Source organism: Rhizobium sp. TBD182, assembly GCF_001950375.1.
Lineage (GTDB): Bacteria > Pseudomonadota > Alphaproteobacteria > Rhizobiales > Rhizobiaceae > Agrobacterium > Agrobacterium tumefaciens.
Window position 1 is genome coordinate 327,391 of the sequence record NZ_BDLN01000005.1, and the last position, 15,183, is coordinate 342,573.

A 15,183-nucleotide genomic window follows, 5' to 3' on the forward strand; every position below is an offset into this window, starting at 1 on the left:
CCCGGGCGGATTTAGCGCCGCCGCTCCGTGGCGAGAACCGGCAGCATCAGGAGAATGCTGGCGACAAGCACGGCAGAGGCGAGAATACTTGGTGCAGTAAAACTTCCCGTCACCTCGGCAATCCAGCCGGCGGCGAGTGGTCCGACGATCTGTCCAGTACCGAAGGCTGCCGTCATCAGGGCAAAGGCGCGGCGTGGGCTTGGGCCTGCGAATTCCCGGCCGAGCTGAAGGCCATAGGCGGTGATGACCATGAAGGTCAGCCCCAGAAGCAGACCGCCGGCAAGCACGCCCGGAACGGGTGGCAGCATGACGGAAGCGAAGACGCCGACGGCTTCCACAGCAAGCACGATCACGAAAGCGCGTTTCAGCCCCTGCGATTTCAAGACTGGCTTCCAGAGGAAAAGCGAAATGGCGGCGGCACATCCCGTCACGAACCAGGCCAGAAACTCCACGAAAGCGCCAGCAGCAGCCATGCGGGCAATCGCAACAATGAAGGTGGCGGTGATGACGTAACCGAAGCCGAATAGCCCATAGGCGAGCGTCGTCAGAAAGAGCGGCTTCGTCCATTTGAGCGGCGGCTCCGACAGCGCAGAGGCATGCCGGGGTGGCCCGGCAGGCAGCACCCGCCAGACGAGAAGAAACGTAGCGAAGGAAAAGACGGCACCGGCAATCCACTCCTCCCGCCAGGAGGCACCGCCGCCATCAAAAACGACGCCGATAAGATAGACCACAAGCGAGGAAATCGCGATGCCGGCACCGACGCCGCCATAATGCAGCGCCTGAATATGGTCCTTGCCGGCTTTCATGGCGTGGCCGATGACGATCTGCGACGTGAAGATCATGGTCATCGCACTGGCAACGCCGGCGAAAAACCGGATCAGGGTGAAGGCCGCAACGGAGTTGAAGGCGGCCATGGCAAGCAGCAACGCGCCCGTGGAAAACAAGCCGCAAAGGGCGACCAGCCGTTCGCGCCCCGAGCCCCATGAATAGGCGGCGAGAACCGCCCCCGCGAGATAACCGGCGAAATTTCCAGCCGCGACGATACCCGCATCCCCCGCGGAAAGCGGAACATCCGCCATCATGCCAGGAAGAATGGGGGTGAAGGAAAAACGGCCGAAGCCCATGGCGGACGCCATCATCAAGGCGCCGGCGAAACCGAGTGCAGTCAGATGTTTGGGGGAAAGTGGCTTGTCGATGCTCATGTACGGCTTATCGCAACCGCACTGCCACGGAACAAGCGAGTTATTTTGATCGGCAGCATAAGCCGTCTTTATCGGTACGAGATGCAAGATCCCGTCGCCTGCGCATCCCCTCACTCAACCAGCGTCAGCACCAGCGGGCCGTTCTTCGTAGCAACCACGGTATGTTCATACTGCACGGTCGGCGCGCTCGGATCGCTATAGAGCGTCCACGGATCGTCGTCGCCATCTTCGGCCCAATAGGCACCCGTCGACAGGAAGGGTTCAACGGTGAAGACCATGCCCTCCTGCATGATGCGCCGCTCACCCTTGTCCGGCCAGGTCGCCAGTTCCTTCGGCTCCTCATGCAGGGAGCGGCCAATGCCGTGGCTCGCCAGATTGGTGATCAGCGTGTAGCGGTTCTTTTTTGCAAAGGAGCCGATGGCATTGCCGATATCGGCAAAGGGCCGACCGGTTTTCACCTGCTGCAAGCCCGTCCACATGGCGCGCTTGCCATCGCGGCACAGCCGCTCGATCTCCTTTTTCACCGGCGGCACGGCGAAAGACGAGCCCGTATCGCCGAAGAAACCGCTCTTCACCGCCGAGACATCGATATTGACGAGATCGCCCGCCTTGATGATGCGCGGGCCAGGAATACCATGCGCAACCTCTTCGTTGACGCTGATGCAGGTCGCGCCGGGAAACTGGTAGCAGAACTCCGGCGCCGATTGCGCGTCGTTATCCTCCAGTACCTTTCGGCCGATCGCATCCAGTTCGGCCGTGGTGATACCGGGTTCCAGCGCATCCGCCATGGTCTGCATGGCTACGGCGCAGATGCGACCGATATCCTTTAGCAAAACCAGTTCTTCGTCGGTGGAGATGACCATGTTTCTGTCCGTCGTTCTAAATGGCGGGTCTGAAGACGCCCGCCTTGGTAATAATCAGGCCGTGGCTTTCACCGGATCGGCACTCCCCGTCAATTCTTTTCTGACAACAGGCGCGACTTTCGTACCATAAAGCTCGATGCCGCGCATGATCTGGTCATGCGGCATCAGGCCGATTGCCATCTGCAACAGGAAACGGTCGTTCTTGAAAACGCCATGCGCCTTGATGATCTTTTCCGCCACCAGCTCAGGTTCTCCAAGGAAGAGGTTGCCCTCCGGCCCACGCGCCGCATCGAAATGCGCGCGGTTTGTCGGACCCCAGCCGCGCTCGCGGCCGATGCGATTCATCACCTCTGCCTGCGGTCCGTAAAACTGGTTCGCTGCCTTGTCGGTGGTGTCGGCAATGAAGCCGTGCACGTTGATGCTGGTGCGCAGCCTGGTCTTTTCCTGCCCCGCCCGGCGTGCAGCTTCGTGATAGAGATCGAACAGCGGCGCGAAACGGCGATATTCGCCGCCGATGATGGCAAGCGCCACCGGCAGCCCCATGGCGCCGGCCCGCGCCACCGATTGCGGCGTGCCGCCAACCGCGATCCAGACCGGCAGACGCTCCTGAAGAGGACGCGGATAGACCCCGCGCCCATTGATGGCCGGATGTTTGGTGCCGGACCAGGTGACGATTTCGTTCTCGCGCAGCGCCAAGAGCAGGTCGAGCTTTTCCGCAAACAGCACGTCATAGTCTTCGAGGTCGTAACCGAACAGGGGGTAAGATTCGATGAAGGAACCGCGCCCGGCCATGATTTCGGCACGGCCGTTCGACAGGAGATCGACGGTGGAGAATTGCTGGAAGACCCGGACCGGATCATCCGAACTCAGAACCGAGACAGCGCTCGTCAGGCGGATGTTCTTCGTCTTCACCGCCGCCGCCGCAAGCACGGTGGAGGGTGAGGACGCGACATAGTCCGGGCGGTGATGTTCACCCAGCCCAAACACATCCAGTCCAACCTGATCGGCAAGCTCGATTTCCTCAAGCAGTTCGCGCAGCCGGCGCGCACCTTCCGGCCCACGGCCATCGGCGGGGTTGGGATTGACATCCGCAAAAGTGTAAAGACCGAGTTCCATAGACGATACCTCTGTTTGATTGTCTGAGAGATAGGCACGGACGGCCCTTCAGACAAATGCAAAATCTGTCGTAAAATCTGGATGCTTAGCTTCGAAAAAGTGGATGGGCGCCGGCGCATTATGCCCCATGCCGGCCTCCCCCGAAATCGCGCCCGAAATCGCGATTGCCAGCCCGCCCCCTTTGGGCATAACCTGCTTAAATATGTGCGAAGTAATGCAAAAAGGGGAAAGCATGCATCGGACAGTTATCGTGACAGGCTCCACAAGTGGCATCGGCCTTGGCATCGCACAGAGATTTGCGAGGGAGGGCGCGAATATCGTGCTGAATGGCTTCGGCGACGAAGACGAAATTGAAAAACTCCGCCTCTTGCTGGAAGCCGAAAGTGGCGGGCGTGTGCTCTACCACCCGGCAGATATGACGAAACCGGACGAGATTGCCGATCTCATCAATTCCGCGCATGAAAAGCTTGGTTCGGTCGATGTGCTCGTCAACAATGCCGGCATTCAGCACATCGCTCCGATCGAGGAGTTTCCAACGGAAAAGTGGGACTGGATCATCGCCATCAATCTGACCAGTTCCTTCCATACGATGCGCGTTGCGATACCGCTGATGAAGAAGGCCGGCAAAGGCCGTATCATCAACATTGCCTCTGCCCACGGTCTCGTCGCCTCGCCGTTCAAATCGGCCTATGTCGCAGCCAAGCACGGCATCATGGGCCTGACGAAGACGGCGGCGCTCGAGCTTGCGCAGACGGGCGTCACCGTCAACGCCATCTGTCCCGGTTATGTGCTGACGCCGCTCGTCGAAAAGCAGATACCGGAAATGGCCAAGGTGCGCGGAATCAGCGAAGAGGCGGTGAAGAACGACGTGATGCTGGAATTGCAGGCGACAAAGCAATTCGTCACCATCGATGACGTGGCGGCAGCGGCGCTGTTTCTGGCAAGCGATGCCGCCAGCAACATTACCGGCACGCATATTTCCGTCGATGGCGGCTGGACAGCGCAATAATCGATGACATCTCTTTCCGTTTTGGAAACAATGAATTGCCAAAACGGAAATCGATATGCGCGCGCGGGCGTGCATAGATAGCAGATTGGGAACCGGCTCAACCGGACAAAAAGCAAGGCAGTGCATGAACGACGCGATCAGCTTCATCCTCAACAGCGAAACCATTTCGCTTAAGGGTTTCGGACCGACAGACACGCTTCTCGATTATCTCCGCCTTCAAAGACGGCTGACCGGGACGAAAGAAGGCTGTGCTGAAGGTGACTGCGGCGCCTGCACGGTGCTGGTCGGGCGGCTTGTTGATGGCTCGCTGCGTTATGAAGGCGTCAATGCCTGCATCCGCTTTTTGGGCTCGCTGCATGCAACCCATATCGTGACGGTAGAGCATCTGGCCGGCCGCGATGGCACGCTTCACCCCGTGCAGCAGGCAATGGTGGATTTCCACGGTTCCCAATGCGGTTTCTGCACGCCGGGCTTCATCATGTCGCTCTACGGCCTGTGGCTTGCCAGCGAAAACCCCGGCCGCGCCGATATTGAAAAGGCACTGCAAGGCAATCTCTGTCGATGCACGGGTTACGAGCCGATTGTGCGGGCTGCCGAAAAGATTGCAGCCGCCCGCCCGAGTGCGCTGTTCGACCCGCTGCAACGCGACCGCACCGATATCATGGCAAGGCTCTGGGCGATCCGCGCCAATGAGACCATTACGGTCACCCGCGGCGAGGACCGGACCATCATCCCGGCAACGCTTGCTGAATTGACCGATATCTATGCCGCCGAGCCGAAGGCTACCATCGTTGCCGGTTCCACCGATGTCGGCCTGTGGGTGACAAAGCAGATGCGGGCGCTTAACCCTGTCATCTTCATCAACAACCTCGGCGATCTGCAGGGTATTGCCGTGGATGAGAACGGCGTGACGCTCGGTGCCGGTGTCACTTACAGCCAGGCCTTCAAGACCATTGCAGAACATTTCCCGCCGCTTGCCCGGCTGTTCGATCGTCTTGGCGGCGAACAGGTGCGCAATATGGGAACCATCGGCGGCAACATCGCCAACGGTTCGCCCATCGGCGACACGCCCCCGGCCCTGATCGCGCTCGGCGCCACGCTCACCTTGCGCTCGTCTTCCGGCAGCCGCACCTTGCCGCTGGAAAGCTACTTCATCGACTATGGCAAACAGGACCGGCTGAGCGGCGAATTCGTCGAAAAGCTTTTCATTCCGTTCCAGACGCCGGGAAGTCACTACGCCGTCTACAAGATTTCCAAGCGCCGGGACGCGGATATCTCCGCGCTCTGCGCCGCCTTCAATCTGACGCTCGATGCCGATGGCGCAGTCGAAAACATCCGCATCGCCTTCGGCGGCATGGCCGGCACGCCGAAACGCGCTGCACATCTCGAGGCAGCGCTTCTCGGTAAGGCGTGGTCGCAGGATACCATCGACGCGGCGCGCGATGTGCTGGACGAGGATTTCACACCGCTGACCGACTGGCGCGCGACCGCCGAATATCGGCAACTCACAGCCAAGAATTTGCTGACACGGTTTTTCCTCGAGACATCAGGGGAAAAGCAGGAACTTGCCCGCTTCTCGCTGGAGGAGGCTTGAACCATGGACACGACAAGCTTCGATAAGACCAAGACCGAAATCGACGGCCCTGTACACGCCTCGCTCAGGCACGATTCTGCTCATAAACATGTGACGGGCAGCGCCGAATATATCGACGATATTCCCGAACCCGCCGGCCTCGTTCACGGTGCGCTTGGCCTTTCCGACCGGGCCCATGCCGAAATCGTCTCGATGAACCTTTCGGAAGTGGAAGCTGCGCCGGGCGTGTTATGGGTGATGACAGGTAAAGACGTGCCCGGCGAAAACGACGTCTCCTCCGGCGGGCGTCATGACGAGCCGCTACTGGCCGAAACGAAGGTTGAATTTCACGGCCAGCCGATCTTCGCGGTCTTCGCTGAAAGCCGCGATATTGCCCGCAAGGCCGCCCGCAAGGCGAAAATCGTCTACAAGGACCTGCCGCATTTCACCGATATCGACACGGCGATTGAAAATGGCGGCGCGCTCGTCATCGATCCGATGACGCTGAAGCGTGGCGATGCGAAGCTCGAAATGGACGTGGCACCCCGCCGCCTGACCGGCACGATGCGGATCGGCGGGCAGGAGCATTTTTATCTCGAAAGCCACATCGCCATGGCCGTACCGGGCGAGGACGATGAGGTGACGCTGTGGAGCTCCACCCAGCATCCAAGCGAAATCCAGCACATTGTCAGCCACATATTGCAAATACCGTCCAATGCCGTGACGGTTCAGGTGCGCCGCATGGGCGGCGGTTTCGGCGGCAAGGAAACGCAAGGCAACCAGTTCGCAGCTCTTTGCGCCATTGCCGCCAAGAAGCTGAACCGGGCCGTGAAAATCCGCCCCGACCGCGACGAAGACATGACCGCCACCGGCAAACGCCACGATTTCCGCGTCGATTACGAGCTAGGCTTTGATGAGGAAGGCCGCATCCACGCCGTTGACGCCACCTATGCCGCCCGCTGCGGTTTTTCCTCTGACCTTTCCGGCCCGGTCACCGACCGCGCGCTCTTCCATGCGGATTCCAGCTATTTCTACCCGCATGTGCACCTCACCTCGCGGCCGTTGAAAACCCACACCGTCTCCAACACCGCTTTTCGCGGTTTCGGCGGCCCGCAGGGCATGCTCGGGGCTGAGCGTTTCATCGAGGAAATCGCCTATGCCGTCGGCAAGGACCCGCTCGATGTCCGCAAGCTCAATTTCTATGGCGAGACCGGTTCGGGCCGCACCACAACCCCCTATCATCAGGAGGTCGAGGACAACATCATCGCCCGCGTCGTCGAGGAATTGGAAGCCTCCAGCGAATACCGCGCGCGCAGGCAGGCAATTGTCGAGTTCAACAAGACCAGCCCGATCATCCGCAAGGGCATTGCGCTCACCCCGGTAAAATTCGGCATCTCCTTCACCATGACGGCCTTCAATCAGGCGGGCGCGCTGGTGCATATCTATAATGACGGTTCGATCCACCTGAACCATGGCGGCACCGAAATGGGCCAGGGCCTCTACACCAAGGTGGCGCAGGTGGTGGCCGATGCCTTCCAGGTGGATATTGGCCGGGTGAAAATCACCGCCACGACCACGGGCAAGGTGCCCAATACGTCGGCCACGGCCGCCTCGTCCGGTACGGACCTCAATGGCATGGCGGCCTATGACGCTGCCCGCCAGATCCGTGAAAGGCTCATCAAATTCGCTGCCGAGAACTGGAACGTGCCGGAAGAAGAGGTTGTCTTCCTGCCAAACCGGGTGCGCATCGGGCTTGAGGAAATCGCCTTCAACGATTTCATCAAACGAGCCTATTTCGCCCGCGTCCAGCTTTCCGCCGCCGGTTTTTACAAGACGCCGAAAATCCATTGGGATCGCGCCGCCGGCCGCGGCACGCCGTTTTATTATTTCGCCTATGGCGCGGCCTGTTCGGAGGTGTCGATCGATACACTGACCGGCGAATACATGATGGAGCGCACCGATATTCTCCACGATGTCGGCAAGTCGCTGAACCCGGCCATTGATATCGGCCAGGTGGAAGGCGCCTTCGTCCAGGGCATGGGCTGGCTGACGACGGAGGAATTATGGTGGGACGGCAAGGGGCGGCTGCGCACCCACGCTCCCTCCACCTACAAGATCCCGCTTGCCTCCGACCGGCCGAAGATTTTCAACGTTCAACTGGCGGAATGGTCGGAAAACGCCGAGCCCACCATCGGCCGCTCCAAGGCCGTGGGCGAACCGCCTTTCATGCTGGCGATCTCGGTTCTCGAAGCACTCTCAATGGCCGTCGCGTCCATCGCCGACTATAAGGTCTGCCCACGCCTCGATGCGCCGGCAACGCCCGAGCGGGTGCTGATGGCGGTGGAACGGTTGAAGAAGGTGTGAGGGGAGACATAATGACGTCCCTCTCCCGCTTCCTCGCCAGCTCCGGACCTGCAATCCTCGTGGAAATCGAGGCCGTGAAAGGGTCATCGCCGCGCGAGGCGGGAACCTTCATGCTGGTAAGCCGGAAGGCGCTGTGGGAGACCATCGGCGGCGGGCAGTTCGAATATATGGCGATAGACCATGCCCGTGCCATGTTGAAGAACGGTACGACCGAAGACGGCATGGATATTCCGCTCGGCCCCGAAATCGGCCAGTGCTGCGGCGGCCGCACCCTACTCCGCTTCCGGCTGGTAACGCCGGACATCGCGGCAGCACTCGAGGCAAGGCTTAAGGCTGAAACCGAGCAGCAGCAGGCCGTCTTCATTTTCGGGGCGGGCCATGTCGGCAAGGCGCTGACAGATGCTCTGTCGCTTCTGCCTTTGACACTGACCGTGGTGGAAACCCGTGAAAACGAGTTGCGCGATCTTTCAGCCGGTGTCGTATCCGTGCTGACCCCCATGCCGGAAGCGCTGATCGCGAAAATTCCCGCAAACGGCGCTGCGATCATCGTCACCCACGATCACGCACTCGATTTCCTGATTGCAAAGGAAGCGCTTGCCCGCGACGATCTCGCTTATGTCGGCATGATCGGCTCGAAAACCAAACGCGCCACCTTCGCCCATTGGCTGGAGCGGGAGGGAGAACCCCCTTCCCGCCTTCAAAAACTCATCCTGCCGATCGGTGGAAGTAGCGTCAAGGACAAGCGCCCCGCCGTCATAGCGGCCCTTGTGGCAGCCGAGTTGCTGCAAGCATTTTCCGCTGCCGAAACCCGTCGCACCGAAAATCAGCGCGGCCATCCTCAAGACCAAGATCACGCCTGATCCCGTCGGGCAGGCTTTCATCTACCAGATTATCCGGTCGAAGGCTTTCAAGGGAAAACCGTTCCGCGGTCCGCAGACCCGCGCGCAGGCGGGACCACGCGCGCAAGAGTGCTGTGCGCATGTTCGTCTCCATTTAAAAAATGTCAGAAGCTCAGTTGATGAATTGAGCTAAAAATGCTCTGTTTTCCGGATAAAAACCAATGAAACCTTTGGCAGTTGGCATAAAGAGAACTTATCCATGAAAATGTCTCGCCAGTTCCCCCTGAACGCCCTGCGCGTGTTCGAAGCCGCCGCCCGGCATCTCAGCTTCACCAAGGCCGGTGAGGAACTGGGCATGACGCAGACGGCGGTCAGCTATCAGGTGAAACTGCTGGAAGAGAATGTTGGCGAGCCGCTCTTCATCAGAAAGGCGCGGCAGGTTGTGCTGACCGAGGCCGGGCAGAGACTGGCGCCGAAAGTTGCGGAAGCCTTCAACACTTTACGGGAGGCCGTCGACAATGTCCGTGACACCTCTGACACCACCCTGACCATTCACTCCACCGCGACTTTCGCATCGCGCTGGCTTTCGCGGCATCTGGGAGCTTTCCAGCTTGAACATCCCTCGATCGCCGTGCGGCTCGACACATCAAGCGCATTGATCGATTTTACGCAGTCCGATTGCGATGTCGCCATCCGCTGGAGCAGCGACGATGGCAAAGGACTGATCTATCATCAGTTGCTGCGGGGCGTTTACACGCCGATGCTGCATCCGAACCTTGCCGAAAGCATCGGCGGATTGAAAAAGCCGGAGGATCTTCTGCGCCTGCGCATCATCGATCCGGGTGACATCTGGTGGAGCCAATGGTTCCGGGAAGTCGGCATCGAAAATCCGGGCCTCGACCGTTATCCGCGCAGCCGCCTCAGCGTGCAGGCTTTCGAAGCCGCAGCGGCAATTGCCAGCCAGGGGGTAGCCATGCTCACCCCTGAACTTTATGCGGACGAGATTGCCCTCGGCCGCCTTTATCAGCCCTTCGAGCACCTCAGCAACGAAGGTAAGAACTACTGGCTCGTCTACCCTGAAAACCGCAGGAACATTCGCAAGATAAGGCTGTTTCGCGACTGGATACTGAAGCGGATCGACGAAAACCGGCCGCAAACATCTCAATACCCCATATCAGGCGCATAAAAGCAGCGCGGCGTGTCCTCGTCCGGAAACAGACAGAGATGATATTCTCCATCCTCGGATCGTCTTGCCTCACGCTGCGACCAGCTGAAGACATGGCGCCGCGTCACCAGACGATGATCGCCGGGCGCAAGCGAGACCTCGTAACCATCCTGCGTGACACGAACACTTCGCGTAGGGATCATCTGGCAATCGCCGGTTTCGGCGTCGCCATTGCAGCAGTAGCTTTCATATTTGAACCCCTTGTGGGATTCATGCGCAAGCGCCGTGGCGTTGAACGCCATCAGCAGGAAAAGAACTGTCAGAACAAGGCGCATCGGCACGGTCTCCGTTGAAAACAACGGCGGCTGCCGGAAGGTCATTGCGTCACTTCATTCAAAATCCAAGCATCAACGCATACCCGGACGCAACGGCACCGGGAACTGCAACACCTGCCCCTGATCTGCCCCGCCCCCAGGGTTCGCAGCACCCGCTTTCGGAATGAACCGCCAGCGAAAACATGTCATTGAAGCCCTGCGCCTCTGACCGAAAACCGGAAAGAACATGCGCAACATAAATGTGTCAGAGTGCCCTTCGAAGCGTCCTTTCGGACGCAGGTCGCTCCAAGGCCCCGCAGCCCAATCGTTTTGCACATCAGCAGACTGCTCAGCGGATAATAGCTGAGTCGCGTTAGCCAGCTAAGCACAAACTCAGCGGCAGGACGGCTCCTTGACGATTGGGCGGGGGCGGAAGCGGGGCGTCGCCGCGCCTGCGCCAAAGTTGTGGACACGAGCGTACGGGATTGTGAACAATCATCGTGCGGTGTTTGCTTTTCCCTTTCCTAACGGTCAAATTTCTCGCAAGGTGCGCTGCACAAGGATCAGGGGAACCGAATGTACGAATATGCCATTGCGTGGGAATGGATGGCCTTTGCCGTCCGCTGGCTCCACGTCATCACCGCCATCGCCTGGATCGGCTCGTCCTTCTATTTCATCGCGCTCGATCTTGGGCTGGTCAAACGGCCGCATCTGCCGCCGGGGGCCTATGGCGAGGAGTGGCAGGTGCATGGCGGCGGCTTTTACCACATCCAGAAATATCTGGTCGCCCCGGCCCAGATGCCCGAACACCTGACATGGTTCAAATGGGAAAGCTACATCACCTGGCTGTCCGGCTTCGCCATGCTGTGCATCGTTTATTACGGCGGCGCCGACCTTTTCCTCATCGACCATTCGGTGCTGGCGCTCACCCAGTTCCAGGCCATCTGTCTGTCGCTGGCATCGCTTGCTGTCGGCTGGCTGTTTTACGATTTCCTCTGCAAATCGCCGCTTGGCAACAACACCTGGGGCCTGATGGTGGTGCTTTACGTCGCGCTGGTGGCGATGGCGTGGGGCTATACGCAGGTCTTCACCGGCCGCGCCGCCTTCCTGCATCTCGGCGCTTTTACCGCCACCATCATGTCGGCGAATGTGTTCTTCATCATCATTCCCAATCAGAAGATCGTCGTTGCCGACCTGATCGCCGGGCGCACGCCGGACCCGAAATATGGCCGCATCGCCAAACAGCGCTCATTGCACAACAACTACCTGACGCTGCCCGTCATCTTCTTCATGCTGTCGAACCACTATCCGCTGGCCTTTGCGACCGAGTTCAACTGGATCATCGCAGCACTCGTCTTCCTGATGGGCGTCACCATCCGCCACTGGTTCAACACCACCCATGCCCGCAAGGGCAAGCCGACATGGACCTGGCTGCTGACCGCGCTCATCTTCATCGTCATCATGTGGCTTTCCACCGTGCCGAAGGTGCTGACCGGCGAAGAAGAACAGAAGGCGGCAACGCTTTCGCCGATGCAGCAGCAATTCGTCAGCGACGCCCATTTCGCGAGCGCCCGCGATGTCGTTCAGGGCCGCTGTTCCATGTGCCACGCCGCCGAGCCGGTGTGGGAAGGCGTGCCCTTCACGCCGAAATCTGTGAAGCTCGAAACCGACGCGCAGATCGCCGCACACGCCCGCGAAATCTATTTGCAAGCCGGCCGCAGCCATGCCATGCCTCCCGGCAACATCACCGCCATCACCCCGCAGGAGCGCAAAGTGCTGACCGCATGGTACGAAAGCGCTGTTTCCGCGGGCAAAGACGCCAAGGAAAAAACCGAATGAGCATGGTTCTGCTGCGTGGCCGCCTGTTAAGCTTCCGCCGCGCGCCGCTCGCAATCGACGATACGCAAAGCTATCTCTACATCGAGGATGGCGGCCTGCTTATCGAAAACGGCAAGATCGCCGCCATTGGCGACTATCCCGATATTCGCAAGCAGGCACCTGATGACATTGAGGAGAAGGACCACCGCCCTCATCTCATCGTGCCGGGCTTGATCGACATGCACCTGCATTTCCCGCAGATGCAGGTCATCGGCTCCTATGCCGCCAACCTTCTGGAATGGCTGAATACCTATACTTTCCCGGAAGAATGCCGTTTCGTCGAAAGCGCGCATGCCCAGCGCATCGCCACACATTTTTACGATGAGCTTCTGCGCCACGGCACCACCACGGCTGTCGCCTATTGCTCCGTGCACAAGACCTCAGCCGATGCGTTTTTCACTGAGGCCCTGAAGCGCGGCATGCTGATGGTGGGCGGCAAGGTGATGATGGACCGCAACGCCCCGCAGGGCCTGCTGGACACGCCGGAAACCTCCTATGACGAGACCCGGGCCGTCATCGCCGACTGGCACGGCAAGGGCCGCAACCACGTCGCCATCACGCCCCGCTTCGCCATCACCTCTACGCCTAAACAGATGGAAGCAGCCCAGGCGCTGGCGCAGGAATTTCCCGATCTCTTCATCCAGACGCATCTTTCCGAAAATCTGGACGAGATCAAATATACCTGCGAGCTCTACCCGGAAGCGACCGATTACACCGACATCTATGTGCGTTACGGCCTGATGGGCAACAAGACCCTGCTCGGCCATGCCATCCACCTCTCGGAACGTGAGGCGGACGTGCTGTCGGAAACCGGTGCAGTCGCCGTGCATTGCCCCACATCGAACCTCTTCATCGGCTCCGGCCTCTTCCCGATGAAAAAGCTGCAACGGCGCGAAAAGCCGGTGCGCATCGCAGTCGCGACCGATATCGGCGGCGGATCGAGCTATTCCATGCTGCGCACCATGGATGAGGCCTACAAGATCCAGCAATTGCTGGGCGAACGACTGAACCCGCTGGAAAGCTGGTATCTGATGACGCGCGGCAACGCCGAAGCGCTTTCCATGGTCGACCGCATCGGCACGCTGGACGCCGGCACGGATGCCGACATCACGGTTCTCAACGCCTCTTCCACGCCCGCCATGGCGCTGAAGATGGAAGTGGTGAAAAGCCTGACCGAAGAACTGTTCCTGATGCTGACCATGGGCGACGACCGCACAGTCGTCGAGACCTACGTGGCCGGCAAGGCGATGAAAAGCGCGCTTGCATAGTTCGGTTTAGGCCGAAACATCAGGTCGTGGCCTCATCTATATCAGTACATATTGAAACGAGCGGGCGTCGCCTGTTTTTCTCTCGCCGCCGGGAAAAGAAACAGGCCGCACTCGCCCGTTTCATATGATCGCCTGACAGCCCAAGTCAGCCGAAATGCGAATGACCTCTGGAGTGCGCCGTGCCGGATTTTGAGACAACTACAACGCTCATGATTGTCGCGACATTCATCGTCGCGGGCGTCGTCAAGGGCGTCACCGGCATGGGCCTGCCTACCGTTGCCATGGGCGTTCTCGGCCTTTTCATGCCGCCGGTCGTTGCCGCTGGCCTGCTCATTCTGCCCTCCTTCATCACCAATATCTGGCAATTGCTGGCCGGACCCGATTTCAAGACGGTCGTCTCGCGACTATGGCCGATGATGATCGCCATTGCCGTCGGCACGCTTCTCGGCATCCGGCTGATGACATCAGGCACCGGCGTCTGGACCACCTCGGCGCTCGGATTGTGCCTCGCGGCCTACGCAGCCTACAGCCTTCTTGCAAAGCCCTTCGCCGTTCCCGCAAGGCTGGAACCGAAACTCTCCCCGGCCGTCGGGCTGGCGACCGGCCTTCTGACCGGCGGCACCGGAATTTTCGTGGTCCCCGCCGTGCCCTATATCCAGTCGCTTGGCTTCAGCCGCGACGATCTCGTGCAGGCGCTTGGCCTGTCCTTCACCGTTTCCACCGTTGCGCTTGCCGCCGGCCTTGCCTCTCAGGACGCCTTCCGCGTTGAGCACATGTCGCTTTCCGCACTCGCCGTCCTGCCAGCGCTTCTCGGCATGTGGCTTGGCCAGAATATCCGCCGCATCGTCACTCCCGCGACATTCAGGCGCTGGTTCCTAATCTGCCTGCTATTGCTTGGGGCTGAGCTGTTTTTGCGAGCATTCTGGAGCTGATTCAAGCGCAGTCGAACCGTCACCGCTTCAGAGGCGCAATCAGATTATAGGCGACAATTTCCTCGTCTTCCGTCCCCTCATCGTAAATCTTCGCCACCGTGGCGCGCAGATCCGGCGAATAAACCGCTGTCCATCGTTCTTCCTCTTTGCCGTTTTTACGAATGTCGTAGGTCACATAAAACACCTCATAATTGCAGAATTTAATCGGAAAGGCGCGCCGCTTCGTAACTGCAAGGGTCAGTGACCACTTATCCTCGATTTTGGTAGTTTCGAGCGGCAGAAATTCAAAAGTGCGTCGAGCGCCAACTTTCAGAGGCCAGAACGCTTCCAGATTTGACGTAAAGTGCTGGCTGTAATTGCCGTCATCGCCCGAACGCGCCAGCTCGATTAACCCCCGAAAGAGAAAAAGCCTCTGTTTGCCTGCGCCTTGAAAATCATTCTCCACCAAGACGATCGGTCCGGATCGCCTGAATTCGCTGCGCACCTGACCGTGGGCAAGAACAAACTCATCTCCATCATTTTTACCGGAGGGGCACTCGGCGGCGAAAACAATCGCGGGCGAAATAAGAACTGCGATAAATAATCTGAGTAAATAATTTAACATATTAAAATACGCTATTATTTGAGAAACCATCTGAATTATTATCGAAATACAGTATA

The 15,183-nt window shown here is 59.3% G+C and carries 13 protein-coding genes; 8 read left to right on the forward strand and 5 right to left on the reverse strand.

Annotated elements, in window-relative coordinates; genetic code table 11:
* Positions 1-11: 11 nt before the first annotated feature.
* The 3 genes from T18_RS17485 to T18_RS17495 all read right to left on the reverse strand — a co-directional run bounded on the left by T18_RS17485 (position 12) and on the right by T18_RS17495 (position 3,181).
* Positions 12-1,202, reverse strand: a complete 1,191-nt coding sequence (locus tag T18_RS17485) for an MFS transporter (protein ID WP_019565173.1) — start codon at positions 1,200-1,202, stop codon at positions 12-14.
* 110 nt (positions 1,203-1,312) lie between these two features.
* Entirely contained in the window at positions 1,313-2,065 is a 753-nt protein-coding gene (gene map / locus T18_RS17490) for a type I methionyl aminopeptidase (RefSeq protein WP_003513640.1), read from the reverse strand.
* Positions 2,066-2,119: 54 nt separating this feature from the next.
* A complete protein-coding gene (locus tag T18_RS17495) occupies positions 2,120-3,181 on the reverse strand; it encodes an LLM class flavin-dependent oxidoreductase (protein WP_038491878.1) in 1,062 nt (353 codons plus the stop codon).
* A 232-nt stretch (positions 3,182-3,413) separates the two neighbouring features.
* Here T18_RS17495 and T18_RS17505 point away from each other — a divergent pair, with 232 nt between their 5' ends.
* From T18_RS17505 to T18_RS17525, 5 genes are all read left to right on the forward strand, one after another.
* The gene (locus T18_RS17505) at positions 3,414-4,190 is read left to right on the forward strand and encodes a 3-hydroxybutyrate dehydrogenase (protein WP_025594214.1); all 777 of its coding nucleotides are present in this window, start codon (positions 3,414-3,416) and stop codon (positions 4,188-4,190) included.
* A gap of 124 nt (positions 4,191-4,314) precedes the next feature.
* Complete coding sequence (xdhA, locus tag T18_RS17510) at positions 4,315-5,784, forward strand: xanthine dehydrogenase small subunit (protein WP_038491884.1); 1,470 nt, start codon at positions 4,315-4,317, stop codon at positions 5,782-5,784.
* Positions 5,785-5,787: 3 nt separating this feature from the next.
* Positions 5,788-8,127 carry a xanthine dehydrogenase molybdopterin binding subunit gene (gene xdhB, locus T18_RS17515; protein WP_038491887.1) on the forward strand — a complete coding sequence of 780 codons (2,340 nt, stop codon included), beginning with the start codon at positions 5,788-5,790 and terminating at the stop codon, positions 8,125-8,127.
* An 11-nt stretch (positions 8,128-8,138) separates the two neighbouring features.
* Positions 8,139-8,987, forward strand: a complete 849-nt coding sequence (xdhC, locus tag T18_RS17520) for a xanthine dehydrogenase accessory protein XdhC (protein WP_038491890.1) — start codon at positions 8,139-8,141, stop codon at positions 8,985-8,987.
* A gap of 238 nt (positions 8,988-9,225) precedes the next feature.
* Positions 9,226-10,152, forward strand: a complete 927-nt coding sequence (locus T18_RS17525) for a LysR substrate-binding domain-containing protein (protein ID WP_038491893.1) — start codon at positions 9,226-9,228, stop codon at positions 10,150-10,152.
* Here the strand turns inward: T18_RS17525 and T18_RS17530 are convergent.
* Positions 10,128-10,466, reverse strand: coding sequence for a hypothetical protein (locus T18_RS17530; RefSeq protein WP_003513656.1), 339 nt, complete (start codon positions 10,464-10,466; stop codon positions 10,128-10,130). The genes T18_RS17525 and T18_RS17530 overlap by 25 nt on opposite strands.
* A 555-nt stretch (positions 10,467-11,021) precedes the next feature.
* Between T18_RS17530 and puuD the strand changes: the two genes are divergently transcribed.
* The 3 genes from puuD to T18_RS17545 all read left to right on the forward strand — a co-directional run bounded on the left by puuD (position 11,022) and on the right by T18_RS17545 (position 14,523).
* Positions 11,022-12,284 carry a urate hydroxylase PuuD gene (gene puuD / locus T18_RS17535; protein WP_003513658.1) on the forward strand — a complete coding sequence of 421 codons (1,263 nt, stop codon included), beginning with the start codon at positions 11,022-11,024 and terminating at the stop codon, positions 12,282-12,284.
* Positions 12,281-13,591, forward strand: a complete 1,311-nt coding sequence (guaD, locus tag T18_RS17540; RefSeq protein ID WP_038491897.1) for a guanine deaminase — start codon at positions 12,281-12,283, stop codon at positions 13,589-13,591. The genes puuD and guaD overlap by 4 nt, the downstream gene beginning before the upstream one ends.
* 209 nt (positions 13,592-13,800) lie before the next feature.
* Positions 13,801-14,523, forward strand: coding sequence for a sulfite exporter TauE/SafE family protein (locus T18_RS17545; RefSeq protein WP_075807743.1), 723 nt, complete (start codon positions 13,801-13,803; stop codon positions 14,521-14,523).
* Positions 14,524-14,542: 19 nt separating this feature from the next.
* Here T18_RS17545 and T18_RS17550 read toward each other — a convergent pair whose 3' ends face one another.
* Positions 14,543-15,157, reverse strand: a complete 615-nt coding sequence (locus tag T18_RS17550) for a hypothetical protein (RefSeq protein ID WP_233284924.1) — start codon at positions 15,155-15,157, stop codon at positions 14,543-14,545.
* Positions 15,158-15,183 lie beyond the last annotated feature (26 nt).